The sequence below is a fragment of the Alteromonas sp. RKMC-009 genome, from assembly GCF_003584565.2.
Classification (GTDB): domain Bacteria; phylum Pseudomonadota; class Gammaproteobacteria; order Enterobacterales; family Alteromonadaceae; genus Alteromonas.
Genome location: NZ_CP031010.1, coordinates 2,734,096 through 2,755,903, shown reverse-complemented (window position 1 = coordinate 2,755,903; position 21,808 = coordinate 2,734,096). Strand labels below are relative to the sequence as shown.

General features: G+C 48.7%; 20 protein-coding genes. 8 read left to right on the top strand and 12 right to left on the bottom strand.

Going from position 1 to position 21,808, the window contains the following annotated elements:
- Position 1: 1 nt before the first annotated feature.
- A complete protein-coding gene (mfd, locus tag DS731_RS12205; protein ID WP_119501589.1) occupies positions 2-3,493 on the bottom strand; it encodes a transcription-repair coupling factor in 3,492 nt (1,163 codons plus the stop codon).
- A gap of 50 nt (positions 3,494-3,543) precedes the next feature.
- A complete protein-coding gene (locus tag DS731_RS12200; RefSeq protein WP_119501588.1) occupies positions 3,544-4,137 on the bottom strand; it encodes a PilZ domain-containing protein in 594 nt (197 codons plus the stop codon).
- Positions 4,138-4,248: 111 nt separating this feature from the next.
- On the opposite strand from DS731_RS12200, the gene DS731_RS12195 reads away from it, so the two are divergent.
- Positions 4,249-5,445, top strand: a complete 1,197-nt coding sequence (locus DS731_RS12195) for a lipoprotein-releasing ABC transporter permease subunit (RefSeq protein WP_119501587.1) — start codon at positions 4,249-4,251, stop codon at positions 5,443-5,445.
- A 99-nt stretch (positions 5,446-5,544) separates the two neighbouring features.
- Positions 5,545-6,111: a phosphoribosyltransferase gene (locus tag DS731_RS12190; RefSeq protein ID WP_119501586.1), complete on the top strand. Its 567-nt coding sequence runs from the start codon at positions 5,545-5,547 to the stop codon at positions 6,109-6,111.
- Between the two features lie 26 nt (positions 6,112-6,137).
- On the opposite strand, the gene DS731_RS12185 is transcribed toward DS731_RS12190, so the two are convergent.
- From DS731_RS12185 to DS731_RS12170, 4 genes are all read right to left on the bottom strand, one after another.
- Positions 6,138-6,761, bottom strand: a complete 624-nt coding sequence (locus DS731_RS12185) for a DJ-1/PfpI family protein (RefSeq protein ID WP_232373353.1) — start codon at positions 6,759-6,761, stop codon at positions 6,138-6,140.
- Positions 6,733-7,377 carry an energy-coupling factor ABC transporter permease gene (locus tag DS731_RS12180; RefSeq protein ID WP_119501584.1) on the bottom strand — a complete coding sequence of 215 codons (645 nt, stop codon included), beginning with the start codon at positions 7,375-7,377 and terminating at the stop codon, positions 6,733-6,735. Before DS731_RS12180 ends, DS731_RS12185 begins: the two co-directional genes overlap by 29 nt.
- A gap of 15 nt (positions 7,378-7,392) precedes the next feature.
- Positions 7,393-8,202: an exodeoxyribonuclease III gene (gene xthA / locus DS731_RS12175; protein WP_119501583.1), complete on the bottom strand. Its 810-nt coding sequence runs from the start codon at positions 8,200-8,202 to the stop codon at positions 7,393-7,395.
- A gap of 88 nt (positions 8,203-8,290) precedes the next feature.
- A complete protein-coding gene (locus DS731_RS12170) occupies positions 8,291-8,872 on the bottom strand; it encodes a biliverdin-producing heme oxygenase (protein WP_150154279.1) in 582 nt (193 codons plus the stop codon).
- Between the two features lie 84 nt (positions 8,873-8,956).
- Between DS731_RS12170 and DS731_RS12165 the strand changes: the two genes are divergently transcribed.
- Both DS731_RS12165 and DS731_RS12160 read left to right on the top strand, forming a co-directional pair.
- Positions 8,957-11,509, top strand: coding sequence for an HWE histidine kinase domain-containing protein (locus DS731_RS12165; protein ID WP_119501581.1), 2,553 nt, complete (start codon positions 8,957-8,959; stop codon positions 11,507-11,509).
- 99 nt (positions 11,510-11,608) lie between these two features.
- On the top strand, positions 11,609-13,723 hold the full coding sequence (locus DS731_RS12160; RefSeq protein WP_119501580.1) for a two-component system response regulator: 2,115 nt from the start codon (positions 11,609-11,611) through the stop codon (positions 13,721-13,723).
- A gap of 5 nt (positions 13,724-13,728) precedes the next feature.
- On the opposite strand, the gene DS731_RS12155 is transcribed toward DS731_RS12160, so the two are convergent.
- Both DS731_RS12155 and DS731_RS12150 read right to left on the bottom strand, forming a co-directional pair.
- Positions 13,729-14,199 carry a hypothetical protein gene (locus tag DS731_RS12155; protein ID WP_119501579.1) on the bottom strand — a complete coding sequence of 157 codons (471 nt, stop codon included), beginning with the start codon at positions 14,197-14,199 and terminating at the stop codon, positions 13,729-13,731.
- 11 nt (positions 14,200-14,210) lie between these two features.
- Positions 14,211-15,011: a hypothetical protein gene (locus DS731_RS12150; protein WP_119501578.1), complete on the bottom strand. Its 801-nt coding sequence runs from the start codon at positions 15,009-15,011 to the stop codon at positions 14,211-14,213.
- 176 nt (positions 15,012-15,187) lie between these two features.
- On the opposite strand from DS731_RS12150, the gene DS731_RS12145 reads away from it, so the two are divergent.
- Together DS731_RS12145 and DS731_RS12140 are read left to right on the top strand one after the other, a co-directional pair.
- Entirely contained in the window at positions 15,188-15,589 is a 402-nt protein-coding gene (locus DS731_RS12145) for a DUF2750 domain-containing protein (protein WP_119501577.1), read from the top strand.
- Between the two features lies 1 nt (position 15,590).
- Positions 15,591-15,974 carry a SufE family protein gene (locus DS731_RS12140; protein WP_119501576.1) on the top strand — a complete coding sequence of 128 codons (384 nt, stop codon included), beginning with the start codon at positions 15,591-15,593 and terminating at the stop codon, positions 15,972-15,974.
- Here the strand turns inward: DS731_RS12140 and DS731_RS12135 are convergent.
- Together DS731_RS12135 and DS731_RS12130 are read right to left on the bottom strand one after the other, a co-directional pair.
- The gene (locus DS731_RS12135; RefSeq protein ID WP_119501575.1) at positions 15,967-16,389 is read right to left on the bottom strand and encodes a hypothetical protein; all 423 of its coding nucleotides are present in this window, start codon (positions 16,387-16,389) and stop codon (positions 15,967-15,969) included. The two genes, DS731_RS12140 and DS731_RS12135, sit on opposite strands and share 8 nt — an antisense overlap.
- A 38-nt stretch (positions 16,390-16,427) precedes the next feature.
- Positions 16,428-17,681, bottom strand: a complete 1,254-nt coding sequence (locus DS731_RS12130) for a glycosyltransferase (RefSeq protein WP_232373352.1) — start codon at positions 17,679-17,681, stop codon at positions 16,428-16,430.
- 263 nt (positions 17,682-17,944) lie between these two features.
- Between DS731_RS12130 and DS731_RS12125 the strand changes: the two genes are divergently transcribed.
- Positions 17,945-18,790, top strand: a complete 846-nt coding sequence (locus DS731_RS12125) for an HDOD domain-containing protein (RefSeq protein WP_119501574.1) — start codon at positions 17,945-17,947, stop codon at positions 18,788-18,790.
- 30 nt (positions 18,791-18,820) lie between these two features.
- On the opposite strand, the gene DS731_RS12120 is transcribed toward DS731_RS12125, so the two are convergent.
- Positions 18,821-19,636: an acyl-CoA thioesterase gene (locus DS731_RS12120; RefSeq protein WP_119501573.1), complete on the bottom strand. Its 816-nt coding sequence runs from the start codon at positions 19,634-19,636 to the stop codon at positions 18,821-18,823.
- Between the two features lie 90 nt (positions 19,637-19,726).
- Between DS731_RS12120 and DS731_RS12115 the strand changes: the two genes are divergently transcribed.
- A complete protein-coding gene (locus DS731_RS12115; protein WP_119501572.1) occupies positions 19,727-20,518 on the top strand; it encodes an alpha/beta fold hydrolase in 792 nt (263 codons plus the stop codon).
- Here the strand turns inward: DS731_RS12115 and glgC are convergent.
- Complete coding sequence (glgC, locus tag DS731_RS12110; protein ID WP_119501571.1) at positions 20,515-21,786, bottom strand: glucose-1-phosphate adenylyltransferase; 1,272 nt, start codon at positions 21,784-21,786, stop codon at positions 20,515-20,517. The genes DS731_RS12115 and glgC overlap by 4 nt on opposite strands.
- Between the last annotated feature and the right edge of the window lie 22 nt (positions 21,787-21,808).

Genomic DNA, 21,808 nt, shown 5'->3' with positions numbered 1-21,808 from the left:
CTTACTTTGTCTCCATGGCAAAGTCGTTCAGTACATTTTCAATCAGGGATAACCGTTCTTCTGCTGTTTCGGTTTTCTTCACCAGACGCAACTTCTGGCTGCCTTCAAAACGGAACGTATCAGAACGGGTTTGTACCAGTTGGATGATATACCCCGGATCCACTGGCGTATTTTCTCTGAATTCAATGGTGCCGCCAATGCTGGTCAGGTCGATTTTTGTTATACCCAACCGTTTTGCGATGAGTTTGAGTTCAGCGACTTTGATAAGTTGTTTTGCCGGCAACGGCAGTAAGCCAAATCTGTCTATACACTCAACCTGGAATTCATCAATGGCATCTTTACTCTGACAACTTGCCAGTTGCTTATAGAGTGAAAGACGCTGATTCACATCTGCAATATAGTCATCGGGCAGCAGCGCAGGAATACGCAGCTCAATTTCCGTCTGATTGGCTGAGGCATCTTCCAGACTGGGCTCGCGGCCTTCTTTCAATGCTGTCACAGCCTGGTCCAGCATATCCATGTACAGCGTAAAACCGATAGAGGCAATCTGACCCGATTGATCATCGCCGAGCAATTCACCGGCACCGCGAATTTCAAGGTCATGGGTAGCCAGTGCGAAGCCTGCACCCAGATCTTCCAGGCTGGCGATGGCTTCCAGACGCTTGGCCGCATCTTTCGTCATCCGCTTCGGATGCGGGGTAAGCAGATATGCGTATGCCTGGTGGTGAGAACGGCCCACACGTCCGCGTAACTGGTGAAGCTGCGCCAGACCGAGGTGGTCGGCTCTGTCCATAATGATAGTGTTAGCGGTAGGAACGTCGATACCGGTCTCAATGATTGTGGTACACACCAGCACGTTATAGCGCTGATGATAGAAATCACTCATCACGGTTTCCAGTTCCCGCTCACGCATTTGTCCGTGACCGGTGGCAATACGCGCTTCAGGGACAATTTCGGCAATTTCTTTCGCGGTTTTTTCGATGGTATCCACTTCATTGTGGAGGAAGTAAACCTGACCACCGCGAAGAATTTCACGCATAACCGCTTCACGGATCACGGACGTATTGCGTTGCTGCACAAAAGTCTTTATCGATAAACGGCGTGCCGGCGGCGTAGCGATGATGGATAAATCACGCATACCGGACAATGCCATGTTCAGCGTTCTTGGTATGGGGGTAGCGGTAAGGGTCAGAATATCTACGTCTGCACGCAGGGATTTGAATTTTTCCTTTTGACGCACGCCAAAGCGGTGTTCTTCGTCAATGATCACAAGGCCAAGATCATTAAATTCAATGTCACTGCTGAGCAGTTTATGAGTGCCCACCACGATGTCTACCTGGCCCTCTTTGATGCCGTCGACAACGGATTTCTGCGCTTTACCGCTGACAAAACGGCTCATTACCTGAATATTAAACGGCCAGTTTGCAAAGCGGTCTTTGAAGTTCTCAAAATGTTGTTGTGCCAGCAGGGTGGTTGGCACAAGTATGGCCACCTGTTTACCGTGATTGGCAGCCAAAAATGCTGCCCGCATGGCTACTTCTGTTTTACCGAAGCCCACATCACCACAAACCAGTCTGTCCATGGCCTGCGGTGAACCCATATCCTGAATAACCGCATTGATGGCCTGAATTTGATCCGGTGTTTCTTCAAAAGGAAAGCTGTCGGCAAAACTCTGGTAATCTTCCCAGTTGATGTCGTAGGCGTAACCCGGTTTCGCTGCCCGTTTGGCATAGACATTCAACAGCTCCGCAGCCACATCGCGGACCTTCTCGGCAGCTTTTTGTTTCGCCTTTGTCCACGCATCTGAGCCCAGTGAGTTCAGTGGTGCATGATCCACATCGCCGCCGGTATAGCGTGAAATCAGATGTAGAGAAGACACGGGGACGTAGAGTTTTGACTGCTTTGCATATTCAATGCAAACGTACTCGGTCATCACGCCGCCGGCATCCAGGGTTTGCAAACCCGTATACCTGCCCACGCCGTGGTCAAAATGTACCACAGGTTGTCCAACCGACAGTTCGGCGAGGTTGCGGATAATGGCACTTTCATCCGTTGCCTGCCGTTTGTCACGTAAGCGGCGCTGACTGACCTTATGGCCCAGCAGTTCTGTTTCAGTAATAAACAGAATATTGCCCTGTTCACGCTGCAACTCGAAGCTGTTTTCAACCAGACCAACGCAAATACCTGTAGCAACATCACTGTCGATGAAGGCACTGAATTGCTGAACGGCCTCAGGGCGGATCCCTGCTTTATTCAGCAGAGTCAGCAGATTTTCTCGCCGTCCCTGAGATTCAGCACAGAAAAGCACACGGCTGCCGGCATTCCGCGCGGCTTTCATTTTTTCCGTCAGCGCCTGAGCCGGCTGTTTCTTCTGCGGATTAAATGCGATGTCTTTAAGGCTTTCGCATCCGAGGTTGGATTTTCCTGCTTTTTCTTCTAAAGCGTCTGTATGCAGTGAAATCCGCGGCCAGTTTTTAACCTGTTCGAAAAGTTGGTTAACTGGCAGAAACAGTGCTTCAGGGCTGAGCAGGGGGCGTGATAAGTCGTATCTGCGCTGTTCGTAACGCTCTGCCACATCTGCCCAGTAAAACTCGCTGGCGTCCATGACATCGCCATGCAGCATCAGGACGGCATTATCGTGGAGATAGTCAAACAGGGTAGCAGTATGGTCAAAAAACAGCGGCAGGTAGTATTCGATACCGCCTGGCATGGTGCCTTTGGATACCTGACTTAATACCGATTCCTGCGAACTGTTGCTGTCGAAGGTTTCCAGGTAACGGGCTCTGAAGGCTGACAGTGCAGCTTTGTCGGTGGGAAATTCTCTCGCCGGTAACAACCGTATTTCATCTACGGCATCCGCAGAGCGCTGATTTTCTGTTTCAAAATAGCGGATAGAATCAATTTCATCATCGAATAAATCAATGCGGAATGGTCTGTCACTGCCCATGGGAAACAGGTCGATAATTGAACCGCGAATGGAAAATTCGCTGTGGCTCATTACCTGGTTTACATGCAGATAGCCGGCTTGTTCGAGATTGCGCCGGAACTGTTCACGGTCAAGGGTATCGCCTTTATGAACCATCAGCAGATATTTATTCAAATAATCTACCGGTGCCAGCCGTTGCATCAGCGTGTTTACGGGAACGATGAAGATACCGCGGGGCTCGTTCGCCATCCGGTACAAGGTTTCCATCCGCTGGGAAACAATATCCTGATGGGGCGAAAACATATCATAAGGCAGAGTTTCCCAGTCAGGGAACAAGGTGGTGACACTACGGTCGTTATCTAAAAACCATGCAAGTTCCCGCTGGAGCTTCATGGCAGACGGTGTGTCAGCGGTGATAACAACCACCGGTCCTTTATGCTGCTTATATGTCTGGCTGACGGCCAGAGCGCGGCTACTGCCTTTTAACTGACCCCATTGCTGGTGATCACCCGTGCTGCCGGCTTTTTTGGCCTTCGGCAGTGGTAAAGAAAAAATTGTGGCTGTCATGTCACCTTGAAAACTATTGGCTGGTTATCATGGAGTTGCGTGAGAGCGAACTATTCCTGTTTGTCCTGAGCGCGTTTGCGCAGCTGCTGGGTTTGCAAATGCAAACTGGCGCGCACCAGCAATTCCTGATCCTGTTCGCGGATGCTGCGGAAAATGAAGGATATATGGTAATCATCTCCGTGCTGCTGGCAAGCAATAACTTCACCGAAACAATAAACAGCCGCCGCTTCCTGATTGAGAAACAGCTTCAGTTCAGCCAGCGTACCGGTTTCGTAAGGCGATGTGGTACTGACAATTATACCGCCGCCGCCAAACTTAACGGTCTGATAGCGACAGGTCTCATCATCCTGCTGGTGCAGTATATAAGACATCATCAGGTCGATTTTTCTGGCCTGATGGTTCAGGTAATCGGTTAGCGCTGCAGCGTGGTCTCCGAGGTTACGCAGCGGTCTTAATGCCTGTGCCTCGATGGCTGCCATTTCCCCGGCAATTCTGAATGCATAGGGCATGACGGATTCAAGATCGTCACTGGCAGGAACGGGTTTACCCGCTTCCAGCGGCACTACGTTTACCGGCAGTTCACTGGTAATCATGAAGAACTCGTCGAATTGTGCCTGTTTATCTGCCAGTGTCTCGTTGCTCATTTAAATCCTGCTACATCAATCTTGTACGTAGTAAAGCTTACACGTAGACTAACAACTTTACTAATACGGTTGCCGTATTACGCCATTTACTTTTTCCGACGCCGGGTTTTCATGTTTCAACCAGTCTCTGCCTTTCTGGCGCTGCGCTATTCTACTGCGAATAAACAAAATAGCTTTGTTTCGTTCATTAACTTTTTTTCAGTCGCCGGGATTGCACTGGGTTTGATGGCGCTGATCATTGTGTTATCCGTGATGAACGGGTTTGAAGGACAATTAAAGCAGCGCATTCTGGGCATTCTTCCTCATGTGGTTGTACATGCTGAACCATCTGCGGCCCCCTTTGAAAGCATTGCCGGTGTAGACCATGTCATGCCGTTTATCGAAACAGAAGGGGTTTTACAGGCAAGAAGCGGGCTGAGAGGTGTGCAGATTCAGGGCGTTGTGCCGGAAGATATGCAGGGCTCTGTGGTGGCAGAAAACATGGTGGCCGGTAAGTTCACCGGTCTGGAAAGCGGCAGTTTTAATGTGATTGCCGGTCAGGCGCTGGCTGTTCAACTCGATCTCAGGCCGGGGGATACAATGCGCCTTCTTGTGGCAGGAGCCAGTGTATATACCCCGTTGGGACGCATGCCGGCTCAGCGTATTGTAAAAGTAGCAGGACTTTACGGGGTCAATTCTCAGATGGATGACAAGGTCATCTTTATGCATCTGGACGATCTGAAAAGGTTGTTGCGGAAACCTCAGGATGCGCCCGCAGACACCCGCCTTTTTCTCAACGACGCTTTTAATTACAGTGCGGTCATAAACACATTAGACGGGCAGGGCTTTTCATCCGATAACTGGCGGGAACGTCAGGGCCCCTTGTTCGATGCCGTGAAAATGGAAAAAAACATGATGTTTATGATGCTGCTTCTCATCATTGCAGTCGCTGGATTTAATATTGTTTCTGCACTGGTGATGGTAGTCACTGAAAAGCAGGGTGACATTGCCATCTTACAAACTCAGGGAATGGAAGCCGGTCAGATACGGACAGTCTTTTTACTTAACGGCCTGTTTAACGGTGTGAAGGGCGCTATACTTGGTCTGGTACTGGGTGTTGTGGTAGTGCTGCAACTGAATAATTTGCTGTCACTGCTGGATATTCAGCTGGCATTGTCTGCCGACGGGCAGGGGATCCCTGTGGATTTACGCTGGCATCAGGTCATTATGGTGACACTGTTTTCACTGGGACTGTGTTTGCTGGCCAGTGTTTACCCTGCTGTGAGAGCAATGAAAGTGCATCCTGCTACGGCGCTGCAGAACGAATAAACTGGCTTGTACCATGTTGACCATGTGGTTAATTTTGCGTGCAAATAACCCTAATTTTCACTATACTTCCCGCCTTTCAAATCTGGCCGGATAAATGCTATGAACAAAAACTTTATTACCTCCCAATCTCTTCTGGAAGACTCGTTCCGTTTAGCGGCTATGGTATATGAAGATGGCTTCCGGCCGGACTTCATTATCGGTATCTGGCGTGGTGGTGCGCCTATTGGTATCGCCGTTCAGGAATTTTTTGAATTCAAAAATACTCCCACTGACCATATCGCAGTGAGAACATCGTCTTACTACGGTATCAATAAACAGTCGAAAGAAATCCGTGTTCACGGTCTGCATTATCTGGTCGAAAATGCTAATGCTGACGACAAACTGCTGATCGTTGATGATGTATTTGATTCCGGCCGCAGTGTGGATGCGCTTATCAACCAGGTGCGTAAACTGATGCGTCTGAATATGCCGAAAGACATCCGTATTGCTTGCCCCTGGTACAAGCCACAGAACAATAAGACAGAAATTGTTCCTGACTATTATGTAAACCAGAGTGATGAGTGGCTGGTATTTCCTCACGAAATCGCCGGTTTGAGTGAAGAAGAAGTGCGGGAAGGCAAAACCGAACTGGCCGGTGTGATGGATATTCTTTACAAGAAAGACTGATCTTTCCTGCTTTAAACGTGTCTGCGCTATACGCGCAGACAGCTGTCGTCCCACCGGTATTCCATTTGTCTGGCTGTTGCTTCAGCATCAGTTTTCTTCGTAATGTCAGCCACCAGCGTTAACGCCATGTCGATGCCGGCTGATATTCCGCCACTGCTGTAAAGTGTGCCCTGATTCACTACCCGGCAATTTTCATGCACAGTGAGTGACGGATAAAGCCTGCGCAAATCAGCAATGTCCTCCCAATGTGTTGTCATATTATGAGTATCCACAATTCCTGCTTCGGCAAGCAAGAATGCACCGGTACACACTGACGCCACTATCTTTGTACTAGCAGATGCCTGTTTGATCCATGCCAGTAACACAGGATTGTTCACTTCGCGGGTATGATCGCCGCCAACCACCACCAGGATGTCCGGTTTCTCTGCATCTGCAAATGTAGCGTGGCTCTGTACCATAAAACCCGCACGGGCTTTAATCATGGCTGTTTCTGCTACCAGTTGTACCTGCCAGTTAAACTGGTGGACCCGCACTGCTGTAGTGAAAACTTCGTAGGGCCCGGCGAAATCAAGTACTTCAGCGTCAGGGTAAATCACGATGGCAATACGCAATGGCTGTTGGTTATTTTCCGTCGATATAGAATTTGTCATGGAAGGTGTAGACCAGTTCAGGTTTATAGACGATAAGCAATGTCATAGTCATACCATTTAACAGTCCTTCGGGGAAGAGCAGTAAGGGGATAAGAATAAGGTAGTTATCTCTTACGGTTTGCCAGTCATATAAACCGTCAGCCAGGTAATATCCCCCCAGCAAACCCATTTTTAAAGCAATGACTATGGCGCCCGGGAAAAATGCACAGGCAAAGATGTAGACGAACAGATTACGGGGGATTTTGTGAAATGCGGTCATAAATATGACATAGCTGACGCACACAGGTATGACAACGCCAAGCAGGCCGTTTACACCAATCATATGCCATTGTTCAGTACCGGTTAATGTTATACCGGTAAGGGCCACGGCTCCGGCAATCAGCGCCTTTCTGAATCCGAGTGTCAGCGTTAGTGCACTCAGCCATAAAAAATGAACATCCAGCCCCTGATAAATCCCGGCACGGAAAATCCATAAAAAAAACAGCAGCGCGGTATAACCGAATAACACATGCTGCTGTCTCTTATCTTTTAACAGAGCCTGCCAGGACAGATTCCTGATTATCACAATCATCAGTCCGGTGAACAGAATAAGTGCGAATGTCTGCAGGCTTGTCAATGATGACCTCGTTAGTTAAATATCATACACCGTCCAGATGGGAGCATGATCAGACGGCTTTTCAATGCCGCGCAATTCGTAATCAATGCCGGTTTCCTGAAGCCCTTCATGGACAGGCTTTGTTGCCAGGATATGGTCAATGCGCAAACCCCGGTTGTCGTTAAATCCTTTTGAGCGGTAATCGAACCAGCTGAACTGGTCGCTTACTTCCGGATTTTGTGCTCTGAAGCTGTCGGTCACGCCCCAGTCGTAGAGTGTGTTAATCCACTCACGTTCTTCCGGTAAAAAAGAACATTTGCCGGTTTTCAGCCAGCGTTTACGGTTATCCTCGCCAATGCCGATATCATTGTCTGCCGGTGAAATGTTCAGATCACCCATAATGATGACGTTGTCATCCTGACTATGGTGGCCACTGAGATACCCCATTAAATCGGCATAGAATTTACGCTTCGCCGGGTACTTGGTTTCATGCTTTTCATTCTCGCCCTGAGGAAAATAGCCATTCAGTACCCGCACCGGCTGACCATTCTTACCTGCTAACGTCACCATGATCATGCGGCGTTGAGCGTCTTCTTCATCAGTGGGAAAACCGTATTGCACATCCAGCGGCTTCTCTTTTGTGAGCATAGCCACACCGTAGTGACTCTTTTGTCCGTGAAAGAAAACGTGGTAACCCATCGCTTCCACATCAGCGACAGGAAACTGCTCGTTATGCACTTTGATTTCCTGCAAACCGATGACATCCGGCTGGTGTTTTTCAATCAGTGCAGACAGCTGGTGCAACCGCGCACGGATCCCGTTAATGTTAAAAGATACTACTTTCATGAAATTCACTGTTAATTAATTTATTGCAATCATAGCAAAACCGCTGTGCTGCCTGAAGACAGGTGCAGGCGATTTTGCAGCTTTTGAGTTAAGCAGGTTCACTGTAGTGTGAGGCAGTATTAATGATACTTTCAAAAACCTGTCTGGCAGCGTCTCCCGCATCATCATCGTTGATATTATTGGCTCCGGCCCAGTCAGTAGCGCATGCTTTAAATGTTTCCCAGTTTGCCCCGGTTTCTGCCATGGTACGGTAGTATTGCTGCGGTAAACCGGGATGGCGTGACTGCAACCAGCGACTGATAATACTGCCGCCCATGGATGATCCCATCCACACATAACTGAATGCCAGCAGGCTGGTGGGTGACTGAGATGATAATGCAGATTTAAACTCAGGCTGTTCTTCCTGCACACCTAAAATTTGCAGGTCCAGGTTAAGTGCATCAATGACATCATCGACTATAATCAGGTGACGTATTTCAGCAGGTAAGCGGGCCACGAAAGGCGCGGCATAAACGTGAAAAGCCCTTAGTACAGACAAGGCTCTGCCATAATGCAGCGGACTGAACGCTTCACTGCGCATCTGGTAACAAAACGGGTAGGTGGCTTCTAACTGCTTGTGAGGTTCTGACGATGATTCTCTGAGTGCTAAAAATAGTTTATTTATATTCATCAATAAGTTGATCTGATATTCTGAAAACGTTGTAAGACATTAAGCCGTAAAAAATTCTAAAAGTCATAAGCACGGTTCAAACACATGGATAACGCCACTTCATCAGACTTCACTGTCGATCTGACTAATTGCGACAGAGAGCCCATTCATCTGCCGGGCAGCATACAATCCTTTGGTTGTCTGATTGCTGTGCGCGCCGACTGGTTGATTGCATTTTGCTCAGCCAATACTGAGCATTATCTGGGTGTACCAGCGGATGAAGTTGCCGGGGAACCGCTGAAAAACTGGTTTGACAAAACGACGTTACACCATATCCGTTCTTCCTTACAGTCTTCCATGATTACCGGCAGAAATGAACGGTTGTTCGCACAAAAAGTTGTGGCTACCGGACTGACTGTTGATATCTCTGTTCATCATAATGGTCTTTATACGTTGATAGAGCTGGAAGAAGTGCACAGTGAACGCAAAGCCGATGAGCAGTTTGTGCGATCTCTGCTGACACAATTTTACCGTGCCGCCGACAGCAAAGAACTCATTGATCAGGTTGCCCAGCAAATACAGCTCATCACCGGGTATGACAGAGTCATGGTGTATAAGTTCCTGCCGGACGGTGCAGGGGAAGTGGTGGCTGAAAGTAAGCAATTTAAGCTGGAGCCTTTTCTGGGCTTGCGTTACCCCGCTTCAGATATCCCCAAGCAGGCCCGTGCCTTGTATGTGAAAAACCTGCTGAGGGTGATTGCTGATGTGGATGACACAACGGTGCCGGTGTTACCCGTTGTAAAGGGGGCTGACAGTCAAATTGATATGTCATTTTCCACTCTGCGTGCGGTCTCTCCCATCCATATCGAGTATTTGAAAAATATGGGGGTGAAAGCCTCCCTGTCTGTTTCCATTGTCATTAACGGTAAGTTGTGGGGTTTGTTTGCCTGCCATCACTACAGCCCAAAAGTACCGTCTTATTATCAACGGACGGAACTGGAACTGTTTGCTGAGGTATTTTCCCTGGAGTTGTCGTCACGGTTAATGACAGAGCAAAGTGTCGAACGGGACAGAGTGCGTCATGTTCACAACCGGATAATGTCGACCATTCCGACCTCCGGTTCGCTGGCGCAGGGCATTGCTGAACAGTTTCCAGTCATGCGCGACCTGATAAAATGTGACGGTATTTGCGTCATTGTAGACGGTGAAGTACGCAGCGAAGGGCATGGACTGGAACCGGATAACCTCAAGAGGTTGTGCCGTCATCTGAATGCTCTGGCACCCAGTGAAATAGCCGCCATTGACACCCTGGCGGATTTTTTGAGTGGTTATCAGACTGATGTTCACGGCATTGCCGGTGTGCTGGCAGTCCCTGTATCAAAAAGTCCCAGAGATTATTTACTGTTTTACCGTCAGGCACAGACCAAAACCGTAAGCTGGGCAGGTAATCCGGAAAAACCGGTGGTGGCCGGCCCGAATGGTGCCAGACTCATGCCAAGAAGCAGTTTCGACGTCTGGCAGCAAACCCACAGTGACAGTTGTCACGAGTGGCTTGAGCAGGAACTTAATGACGCAGATTCATTGCGGGTGACACTTCTTGAAGTAATGATAAGACACATTCAGGAAAGAGACAGTATCCGCCTGCAGGCCGCAAGAAAGCACGAGATTCTGATATCGGAACTGAATCACCGGGTACGGAATATTCTGAATCTGGTTAATGCCATTGTGATGCAAACTGAGCAAGCCGGCAGAACACTGGATGAATTTATTCAGGTTCTCAGCGGCCGCCTGGTTGCTCTGGCGTCCGCTCATGATCAACTTACTGCGTCAGACTGGACTGATATTTCTTTCCGAAAATTACTGGAAACTGAGATTCAAGCCTACGTGAATTTATCTAACAGCATCGAGCTCCATGGTGAGGATGTGTTGATAGCCCCTTATGCTGCCACGCCTCTGGTGCTGGTAATGCATGAAATGTTTACCAATGCGGCGAAATACGGCGCGCTTTCGAACTCAGGTGAAAAGGGCACGGTGTCTGTCCACTGGTCTGTATCGAAAAAATCTGAGTTAATCATCCGTTGGGAAGAGACCGGCGGTCCTCCTGTGTCGCTGCCGGGTAAAGACAGTTTTGGTATGACAATGATACGGAATGTCATTCCTCATGAGCTTGAAGGTGAAGTGGACATTGAGTTTTCTCCGGGCGGCGTAAGAGCGACACTGGTGATCCCCCATCGTTATCTGGTCGTTAAAGACACCTCAGCGGACAGTGAAAATGTGGCAGCGATTGCAGAACCCGATACGTCTTTGAGCATGCCGGAACATGCTCTGGTAGTCGAAGATAGTCTGGTGATTGCCCTTGATATGCAAAAAAAGCTGAAGGCACTTGGTGTTCAGAATGTCGCTGTAGCAGGTACGCTCGCCGCAGCACGCCGTTCTGTTGAAGGGCGGGAACCCGGCCTGGCTGTTTTTGACGTGCATCTGGGTAATGAAACCAGCTTTGATCTTATCAGACAGCTTTCGGTCAAAGGTATTCCTACCATTATCGTCAGTGGTTATGGTGAGGATGTAGACATCCCGGACGAAATAAAGTATGTACCGGTGTTAACCAAGCCGGTCACCGGGCAGGATTTAATGACTACTCTGGCGCAAATCTTGTAAGACTGATTGACGCAGTCTTCATTCATGATTAAGAGTAATGTGTAACTTAGCGTCAACCGTCGTCTAAAGACGTATCCGGCGGTGATAACAGGAGTAGTGATGAGTTTACTGGAAAATAAGCGGGTGCTGGTGGTGGAAGATACCACTATTGCGGCAACCTATCTGGCCCGCGAACTTACTCATATGGGCGCAGAAGTCGTCGGGCTTGCCCGCTCAGAGTCACAGGCTGTTGAAATGGCTGAGGTACTCAAACCTGAACTTATTCTGATGGACATCCATCTGGCAGATGGTGGAAGTGGTATTGAAGCCGCGCGGATCATTGCCAGTAAAATTGTTACGCCATTGATTTATACGACGTCTTTTTCTGACGACACTACACTGAGCCAGGCACTGGAAACGTCGCCATATGGCTACATTGTTAAACCCTTCGATACTAAAACACTGAAAGTCAGTTGTGAAACTGCGTTAAAGCGGTTTGAACTTGAACAGAAAATCGTGTTCAACACGGTGCTGCCTGAAATTCAGCGCGAATCTGCGGCGCCTGTCAGTCGTGGTGAAGTCTTGCCGAATGAAACAGAGAAGAAACACCGCCTTTCTGATGTGATCTTCGATCAGTTATCCGAAGGGGTCGCTATTATTGATGACACCTTTATAGTCACAGAGGCAAACCGCTCACTGGCAACCTTGTTGACCGGTGATGTGTCTACCCTGAAAGGGCAGGACATTACCCGATATGGTTTTAACTCTGAACTCTTTTCACGTTGTGATGAACTGGCACAGTCTGACCGCGTATACCGTCATAAATTATCACTGCGAAACGGCACGGAAGCGATGTTCCCCGCCTTTATTACCCTGTCATGCCTGGATGTTGGAACGGGCAGACAGCAATACATCCTTACGGTTTCTGACATATCAGATTTGTCCCGTGCAGAGCGTAAGCTTGAGGAACTGGCGTTCCGGGATCCGCTTACCGGGACAGGAAACCGCAATTATATGAAGCTGTTGCTGGATGAGGTGAAATTTTCACGCTGTATCCAGTCTCTGATTTTTATTGATTTGGATGGTTTTAAACAAATTAATGACCGCTACGGTCATGATATCGGCGATGCGTTGCTGGTAACCTGCGCTCAACGCCTGGAGTCTGAACTGAGAAACACAGATACATTAATCCGCCATGGTGGTGATGAATTTGTTGTGCTTGTTCAGGACAACGCTGACATATTAGCGCTGACGCAAAAAATGCTGGTGTCTCTGGCTAAACCTTATCATTGTCACAGTGTGCCACTTTCTGTCACTGCCAGTATTGGTGTTGCTGATTTTGATATGCAGGACAGCACAGAAGATTTGCTGAAACACGCTGATATCGCTATGTATGAGGCGAAAAAGCAGGGGAAGAACCAGACTGTGGTTTATTCCTCTGACCACGAAACTGCAATTGAATACCGTTTGCTGGTGGAAGAGAGTTTGCTGGCTGCCATTAAAAATCAGGATTTGTACGCCAGTTTTCAGCCTATTGTTGACGGTGAAGGCAATGTTGTCGCGCTGGAAGCCCTTTGCCGCTGGCGGGGGAAAGATGTAAAAGACATGCAGCCGGATACGTTCATTCCTGTGGCCGAAGAAACGGGTTTGATCAATCCTTTAGGCTTAAAAATGTTGAGGGAAGTATGCATTGCAAGCGGAATGCTTGAAGCACAGGACTTAAGTCACATCAGGATCCACATTAACGTGTCGTTGTTGCAGCTCAGTTCAACAGCGTTGGTGGATCAGTTTGTCACCTACTTTGCGGATTTCAATGTATCGCCGTCATCCGTGGTGATCGAGATTTCAGAGCGGGCTATCGTCGATGCCGGCGCTAAGCGTATTATCCGGGCGCTGGAAGATTATGGGTTTACTGTGGCGCTGGATGATTTCGGACATGGTCTTGTGGCCTTATCAGAATTAACGGATAACCGGGCGTCGGTGATAAAATTCGACAGTACCTGGCTTGCCAGACTGGAAGATGAACCAATGCGGTTACTGGCGGCGTCGTTGGTGGATTTAAATAAGCGTTTGGGTAAATCAATTATTTTTGAAGGCATAGAGTCTCCCGCGCAGGCGGCATTTGCCAGAGAGGTTGGGGCAGATTTATTCCAGGGCTTTTTATATGCCAGGCCAAAGTCTCTGACGGAAATCCTCAGAATGCTTGCGCCTGAAGAGGCACGTGTTGCCTACTAAAGTGGTTATTCTAAAGGATTGATAGCTGCCAATGATTGCTGCGGAGTTATTGTCGTATTTTGAATGCGGGGATAGCCGAAGCAATCGGGGCAGGGCATATCATGTAACGCTTTGAACAATGCCTGCTCATGGCCGGTAGATATTGAAAACGTGCAGAATGACGGGTTGGTTTCCATCATAAACAGACAAAAATCTACCACAGGCTCATGTTGATTTAAGTAATTTTGCAGTTCTTTAACGCAGACCAGTGCTGTGTTTATCAGAGTCTGAAACTGTAAATCAATATCAGAAAACGCATTTTCAGTGATGTCCAGCCAGGGAAACTGCACCATAATGGTTTTCTGCGATGGTGCGCCGGCAGGGAGCGCAGCCCGGTACAAAATGAAAGCTCTTTCATTAAATGATATACGGTGTAAAGTCAGAAAGTCATCGGGCAGTAATGAACAAAACTGACTGTCTGGTGCTGTTATTTCCATATTACTTTGTCTTACCGGTATTCGTCTTCTAAGTTTTGCTGATCAACATACATCGAGATAGGAAATTTATCATAGATATTGTTGTCGTCTCCATGCATTGAATGAACAACAAACAAGTTGTTTACCGGCACGCCGTTTGAACCGGCAAAAACATTAATAAATTCTTTTACCAGTACGTGGCTGTTAATTGTGGTCTCGTCTGTGATCTGCCTGGCCAAATCATTGATCCGGTCCAGGCATCCCATGAATTCGTCCAGTAACGAAACCAGCTCTATGCTTCGAGGCGTTTCTTTCAAAACCGACGCCCTGAAATCCGTGGGGCCACCGAGGAAATCACGGTCGATATACGCTTTGATTTCGTAGCGGCGGGCAGCATCAGGTGAATCAGATACAAGTTGCCCGCTTATTTCAATTTCGTGAACGCTGATCCCGTAATAAGACACATAGTCGTACAAACTGTCTATAAACCGGTAGGCGAAAGAACGCTGATATTCAATTTCCATGCGCCTTGTGATCCGGTTAATTTCTGAGCGGTCCTGGATGCAGGCCTGCACATGCCGTTTGATTTGTGCCGTAAATGTCCGGCCACTAAGAATATAATTATTCACCGCGGCGTTAAGCCGGGCCTTGGCGTCAATTAATCGTTCAGGGTGAGCATCGTCGAGATAGGCAGTTCCCACGGCATTGAGTGATTCTGTGATCAGGCCGTAATTGGTTCTGACCAGTTTGTATTTATGCCGGATAGCATAAGCTGAAGATAAACGTTTTCTTGCCCGTTTTAACTCCCGGAATTGTTCTTCATCGAGAGGCATTGAGGCCGCATGTGCCGGCGAAAGGATACAATAGGATGAGCTCATCAATACGTTACTCAGTTAACGCAATCTTTAATCACAATTATGCAGATTAGCACGGAAAGGCGGGAGTTTATATTAGTTTCCCGGCCTCTCTGTAGGTATAATCCGCCGGAAATTATTTATGTGAGAAAATTATGTTCCCGGATACCGTATCTGAAACTTTACCTGAAATTGTACAAAGCCAGGCCGCATCGTTGTCACCGGAAGAACGTACTGCGTTGTTTCTTCAGTACTCTACCAAAGCACAGTCAGTGTGGCTGGTAAAAGGAGAGGAAGGCTTCGTGATGTTCGAAAATGACGGTGCGGTGGTGTTGCCCGTATGGCCACATAAAGATTTGATCAATACATGGGAGGTGGCAGCACACACCACATTAACAGCGGAGAAAGTGGCGCTGGACACGTTCATGGAAACCTGGTTGCCCGGCATGGCTGCTAACAATACTCATGTGTGTGTTTTCCCTCTTACCAGTGACGATGCCGGCATTATCATGACAGCTTCTGAACTGGCAGACAGCCTGCAAGAAGAGACAAAGTAAAATGACCCTGCCGCCGCTTGCCGCCGGGGTCAGTGAGGCCCGTGGCTGGGATAACGTCATGCGACATATTATGCTGGCAGGCAAGCATCTACCGGTGTTGCCTGAATCTTTACGCTCTGCCGGCAACAAAATTGCCGGTTGTCAGAGTAATGTGTGGCTGGACGTAAATACGGAAGACGGCGCCTCGCCATTTCTGGCATGGTCTGATTCGAAGGTGATAAGAGGCCTGTTGGCGGTAATGCTTGAAAAAGCTGCTTTAAGCGGGCCGCTGACCGTTGCTGAATGGCAGAAATTCTTGCAGCAGGCAGGTCTTGACCGCTATCTCAGTGAGTCACGCACCAGTGGTTTGCGTTATGTTATAGCCGCGCTTGCTGATCCTAAATGACACGATTGTCCAGGATGCGTTCTAACACGCCGTTAAAACAATCAATATCCGGCTCGTTAACATCGCACTGGAAGGGCAGTTGCCGCGAAATGCGTTTTACCTGTTCGGTGTCATCGACATAACTGTATACACAGGCGTGAGTGAACAGAATTTCCGTCCATGCGGAGGGTAACGGTGAAGAGGAACGGATAAATGCGTCAATATAAGGCAATAAGTCGTATTCAGCCTCAGCAGACAAGCTGGCGATATATTTCACTGCGTCGTTGGCTTCATCTTTTAAACCGTACGCCCGCCCGTACTGGATGGAACTGACAGCTTCAGCCACTCCCTGACAAAAATATACATTGTCATCTTCCTGTGCACTGGCAGAGCAGGACAACAGGGTAAGTAGTAAGGTGCTGATCAGTGTTTTCATTCATCTTTCCTGAGAGGCTGACAAGTTAAGCATAGCAACTATTGCCCGTGATGTTTATTTTTTGCCTCTATCCATTGTGACATAAATTGTGAAGCCCGCAGTGACTGGTGCCATACCATCGCCTGTAAAAACCATTGCCGGCGATCGGCGTGAAGGCGCTCGCGGCGGGCATTAACTTCACCAAGGAGCATTCGCTGGTGTTTTACTGAGTCAAAATGACTGGCCGCAAAACGTTTACCATCTTCTGACGCTTTCAACCATCGCTTTTCATCAGTATATAGTGTGACAGCAGATTCAACAAAGTCTTCGTTGGTATGTGTAACCATACCGGGCCAGGTTTCATGTGTACCAATCCCTTCCGCACCGGTTGTTGTGGTAACAGAGGGCGTACCGCATTGCATGGCTTTCACCAGTTTTCCTTTTACGCCGGCGCCAAATCTTACGGGGGCCAGCATTATCCGGTGAGATGCAATGGTTTCATCTGCATTCTCAGCCCATCCCCTGACGTGAAATCCTCTGGCCGGATTATGCAAAGCCATTGCCTTCTTCGGAGGATACGCGCCGTATATATTCAGGTTAATGCCCGGCAGGCGCTTTCTGACAGCCGGCCAGATCTGTTGTAGCTGGAGTACCGCATCCCAGTTCGGGGCATGTCGGAAATTACCGATAAAAACAAAATCTGAGCGGGCATGGAAGTCTGGCAGAGGTGTCCGGCACCCGGTCGTAAGCAGCGGCAGGTGCAGCAATTGCTCCCGGGGTATCGGGAAATTGCTTTGCAGCCAGTTCATTTCCCGTTCAGAAATGATCAGCGTCAAATCACTGCGAAGGATGGCGGCGACCTCCCTGATAGTCATGTCACTGAATGTGCCGGGAAGGTTGTCAGATTTGTGGCCACTTTTAACCTGCTCATGGCGCTGATGTCTGAGGCTGTGCAGGTCTTCCGTATTCAGTATGCGCATGGCGTCCGGGCAAGCGCCGCGCACTCTTGCACTGAACTGCTCTTCAGTCATAAAGCGGTCGAACACCACCACATCCGGCGAAATAGCGGCAATACGCTCATCGAAACTGCTGCAATTCAGTGCCACAGTTTCTGTCGTCAACCCGTCTAAATCCAGATCGGCGCAATGTTCAGACGCATTGGCAGCAGTCATAAATACCACCCGCCAGCCATCATTCAGGAAGCCGGTGATAATACCCATCATGTTCTGTCCCGCTGCTGAAGAGTCAGGCTCTGGCCACACAAAACCGATAATCACAGCCACAGGCCGGGAAGATGAAAACGCAGTGCTCACAAGGTGTTCCGCTAACAAAAGACAGTATGTTACCAGACTCAGGGCAGGGTATGCATTTTAAGACTTATGTATCTGGTCATACGTCGTCTCTTTTATACCTTTACGTTAAACTTCAAATAATTCCCGGGCCCGTATTATTTAAGGCCTTAAACTGAAAAAGTGTGGCATGTTACGATTTCCTGGCCTATACATGTAAACAGCGAGCTGAAAAAAGGAACGCCTGCTGAACAAGGTCTACAGGATATTGCCGGAGTATTGTTGTGATGAATGCACAAGATATTGCAGAAAAAGCGAGTGGGGTGTTTGTACTGCCTGATGCAGTGACCCGGTTAAAAGAGTGTATGGATGACAACGCAGCCAGCATTGATGACATTGCTGAAATCATTGCTTTTGACCCGGGGCTTACCAGCCAGATGCTGAAAGTCGCTAACAGTGCGTTGTACCGCTTCCCCAATAAAATTGAAACCATCAGCCGTGCACTGCAAGTCATCGGGACACGTTCAGCCTACGATCTTGCGCTCGCTTACGGTATTACCCACGCATTCAGTGATATCAACGCCAAAGTTATCGATCTGGACAAATTCTGGGAGCAGAGCGTCAGTTGCGGCCTGCTGGCAAAATATTTTGCTGAAAACAAACGCATCCGCGAACCTGAAAAACTGTTTGTGTGCGGTTTACTGCACAACATCGGAGAGCTGGTGATTGCATCAGAGATGCCTCAGGAAGCGAAACGATGCCTGGCTTTCAATGCCAGAGTCAGTCCCGCTGAATTGCAGAAAGCCATTCTCGGCTTTACTTATGCTGAATTGTCGTCTGCACTGGTGCAGTGCTGGGGGATCCCTGAGTCAATCTATCGTCCGGTATCGCTGATCCACGACGTCGACAGCGGAGTGGACGATTCGGATACCCTTATTCTGCAACTCAGTTACGTGCTGGCCCTGGATAACGTAAATCCTGAAGTGTATCCGAGCTATCACAATCTCTCGCCGGAGTTGCACGACAGACTGGCGTTGAAGCGGGAAGACCTGGAAGATGCGCTGGATATCACTAATCTGCAGTGTATCAGTGTAATGTCACTGTTTAATCCGAACTCTTTTATTCTGTACTGACCGCCGGTTTCCTCCGGCGGCCGCCGTCTGCTAATCAAATACCGCCACTGTTTGCCTGCTAAGGGCAACTACATCATTATGACTGTTCCAGATGGTCGCTTCTGTGTGACCGTATCCGTCTGCAGCCTGACGGGTATGTACCTTATATGCAAACCAGTCTGTACCACTGACCTCGTGATGAGGGTGAATAAATTCAAGATTCCAGCTCACAGTACTTGCCGGTGCAGGCCATCGCAGCATCTGCAGCAAAGTAGGAGGCCAGGCATCGATCATAGTGATCAGATGTGCATCACTGATGCTTTGAGGCGCTTTCTTAAAACGCATGAAACCATGATAATGGCTGCCTGATTTTCCTGTGAAAGGCATGCCGCCATCGTCGATGGCCAAATCAAAATGCTGGAAAAATTTAGGCGTGACCTTAGGTATTTGCGGGATAAATTTTGCCTTTTGTGGCCAGGGCATTTCGTGGGTTTCAACATTGTCTACCCGAATCTTTGAGGTCCGTGCCATGCCGAAGCATGCCTGCACAAACACACATGTCTGACCGTTTTGTATAATCTGACCCGTGTACTGGGATACGTTTTTACCGGTACGCAGGCAGGTGACCAGAATAGTAAAGGGCTCGTTCAGTAATAAAGGGCCGACAAAGTTAGTGGTGTAAGAGCGTAAAACACGGTCATCATGAACCTGTGTTGAAATGGCCTGATAGGCCATGCCGGCAGAGATCCCGCCAAATGCAGTGCGGCCCTGGGCCCAGTCCTTTGGTATGATTAACGGTGCACTCTGCCATTGATTTTCGGTTATAGCAGACATTTCCGGTACAGCAATTAATTCATCTACGTGCATAATTCTTCTGGTCGGATGAGTTTTGTTGTATCCTAGCAGAGTTTTTACACTTCGCCAATTTTACGGTTTCAGGAAGAGTCCGGACGACTTATGACAACAATCCATTTTGCCCATGCCAACGGGTTTCCGGCAGCAACATACAATACCCTGTTTTCAGCATTACCGGCAGACTGGAACGTGCTGGCGAATCCTCAGTTTGGCCACAAGCCAGAATTTCCTGTAGCCGGTAACTGGCAAAAACAGGTTGATGAACTTGTCTGGTATCTGGATTCGCAGGAGCAATACCTACCTGTCTGGCTCGCCGGTCATTCATTCGGAGCCATGTTGTCTTATATGACCGCTTGCCGTTATCCGCAAAGAGTAAAGGGGGTGATTATGCTGGATCCCCCGATGGTGTACGGGGCTAAACAATGGCTGGTGCGCGGGGCGAAAAAACTGAATCTGATGGACAGAATAACGCCGTCACGGCTTGCGAAAATTCGCCGGACGCACTGGCATGAGGATGATGATCTGGAAGGATACTTTGCCGGTAAAGCACTGTTCAGAAATATGGATAAACGTTGTATCCGCGATTATGTCGCCGCCGGCACGGTGAAGGACGGAGAAAACCGCAGACTGACTTTTGACAGACAAGTAGAAGCTGAGATCTTCCGTCATTTCCCCCATAATCTGCACCAATTTTCAGGCAAATTGCAGTGCCCGGGGCTGATGGTTGCCGGTTCCGGATCGGATGTGGCAAAACCGTCAGACAGAGCCAGATTCGTTAAAGACAATGCTCTGGAATTCCGGATGTTCGATGGCGGTCATATGTTCCCCCTCGAACAACCGGAAAAAGTCGCTGAAATCATTACAACCACGATTCAGCGCTGGCAGGCGGGCTAACCCCCTAAACCACCAACAGGCATGCCCAGCATTTCGCGGGTTACCAGTACAACACCTTTATCAGACACACGGAAACCCCGGGCGCGGTCTGCCTCATGGTCGTAGCCGATAACAGTGCCTTCGGGCACCACACAACCCCGGTCAATGACGACTTTCTTCAGCCGGCAGTTACGCATAACTTCAACATCAGGCAGGATCACCGCTTCTTCAATGGTGCTGTAAGAGTGCAACCTGACATTTGAGAAGCACAGACTTCTGCGCAGCGTTGAACCTGAAATAATACAACCGCCTGACACGACGGAATTAATGGCTTCACCCCGTCTGCCGTCTTCATCCCAGACGAATTTCGCAGGGGGCAATTGCTCCTGGTACGTCCAGATTGGCCATAAACGATCGTACAGATTCAGTTGCGGCACCGGCGCAACCATTTCCATGTTGGCTTCCCAGAAAGAATCAATAGTACCCACATCGCGCCAGTAAGCCTGTTCATCACCGGATGTTTCAAACGGGTAGGCAATTACCGTATGGTCTTTAATGATAGAAGGGATAATGTCTTTACCGAAATCACGTTGAGAGCCTTGCTTTTCAGCATCGCGGCGCAATTGCTCGAACAAAAACTCTGTATCGAAAATATAATTACCCATAGATGCCAGACAGCGAGTGCTGTCACCGGGCAGAGGAGTAGGGTGTTCAGGTTTTTCTTCAAAGCCCAGAATACGCATATTTTCGTCAACCGACATAACGCCAAATGCCCCGGCAGCTTCCTGAACCGGTACCGACATACAGGACACCGTCATTTTTGCGCCGCTTTCAACGTGGCGGGCAATCATCGGGCCGTAGTCCATACGGTAAATATGGTCTCCGGAAAGGATCATCACATATTTGGGTAACTCATCGCGGATAATATCGATGTTCTGGAAAACCGCATCTGCAGTCCCTTCATACCAGCTATCGGAAAACCGCTGGGATGCTGGTAGAATCTCGACGGATTCGCCAAGTTCTTTTTTAAAGTGTCCCCAGCCCCGCACCAGGTGGCGGATGAGTGAGTGTGATTTGTACTGCGTTACCACACCAATCCGGCGGATACCGGAATTAACACAATTAGATAACGGAAAATCGATAATGCGAAATTTGCCGCCGAAATAAAGGGCAGGTTTTGCCCGCCAGGTAGTCAGTTCATGCAGTCTCGACCCCTTGCCGCCGGCAAGAATCAGCGCGTAAGTGTCCCGGGTCAAATTACTGATATAGCGTGAACTGTTATCAGCCATGTTGGTTCTCCATTTTATCAGC

Coding starts and splice junctions, on each gene's coding strand:
- DS731_RS12140 (WP_119501576.1), top strand. CDS start 15,591: ATGACCCTGCCGCCGCTTGCCGCCGGGGTCAGTGAGGCCCGTGGCTGG.
- mfd (WP_119501589.1), bottom strand. CDS start 3,493: ATGACAGCCACAATTTTTTCTTTACCACTGCCGAAGGCCAAAAAAGCC.
- DS731_RS12115 (WP_119501572.1), top strand. CDS start 19,727: ATGACAACAATCCATTTTGCCCATGCCAACGGGTTTCCGGCAGCAACA.
- DS731_RS12165 (WP_119501581.1), top strand. CDS start 8,957: ATGGATAACGCCACTTCATCAGACTTCACTGTCGATCTGACTAATTGC.
- DS731_RS12120 (WP_119501573.1), bottom strand. CDS start 19,636: ATGCACGTAGATGAATTAATTGCTGTACCGGAAATGTCTGCTATAACC.
- DS731_RS12185 (WP_232373353.1), bottom strand. CDS start 6,761: ATGACAAATTCTATATCGACGGAAAATAACCAACAGCCATTGCGTATT.
- DS731_RS12145 (WP_119501577.1), top strand. CDS start 15,188: ATGTTCCCGGATACCGTATCTGAAACTTTACCTGAAATTGTACAAAGC.
- DS731_RS12160 (WP_119501580.1), top strand. CDS start 11,609: ATGAGTTTACTGGAAAATAAGCGGGTGCTGGTGGTGGAAGATACCACT.
- DS731_RS12195 (WP_119501587.1), top strand. CDS start 4,249: ATGTTTCAACCAGTCTCTGCCTTTCTGGCGCTGCGCTATTCTACTGCG.
- DS731_RS12135 (WP_119501575.1), bottom strand. CDS start 16,389: ATGAAAACACTGATCAGCACCTTACTACTTACCCTGTTGTCCTGCTCT.
- DS731_RS12150 (WP_119501578.1), bottom strand. CDS start 15,011: ATGCCTCTCGATGAAGAACAATTCCGGGAGTTAAAACGGGCAAGAAAA.
- xthA (WP_119501583.1), bottom strand. CDS start 8,202: ATGAAAGTAGTATCTTTTAACATTAACGGGATCCGTGCGCGGTTGCAC.
- DS731_RS12190 (WP_119501586.1), top strand. CDS start 5,545: ATGAACAAAAACTTTATTACCTCCCAATCTCTTCTGGAAGACTCGTTC.
- DS731_RS12125 (WP_119501574.1), top strand. CDS start 17,945: ATGAATGCACAAGATATTGCAGAAAAAGCGAGTGGGGTGTTTGTACTG.
- DS731_RS12155 (WP_119501579.1), bottom strand. CDS start 14,199: ATGGAAATAACAGCACCAGACAGTCAGTTTTGTTCATTACTGCCCGAT.
- DS731_RS12170 (WP_150154279.1), bottom strand. CDS start 8,872: ATGAATATAAATAAACTATTTTTAGCACTCAGAGAATCATCGTCAGAA.
- DS731_RS12200 (WP_119501588.1), bottom strand. CDS start 4,137: ATGAGCAACGAGACACTGGCAGATAAACAGGCACAATTCGACGAGTTC.
- glgC (WP_119501571.1), bottom strand. CDS start 21,786: ATGGCTGATAACAGTTCACGCTATATCAGTAATTTGACCCGGGACACT.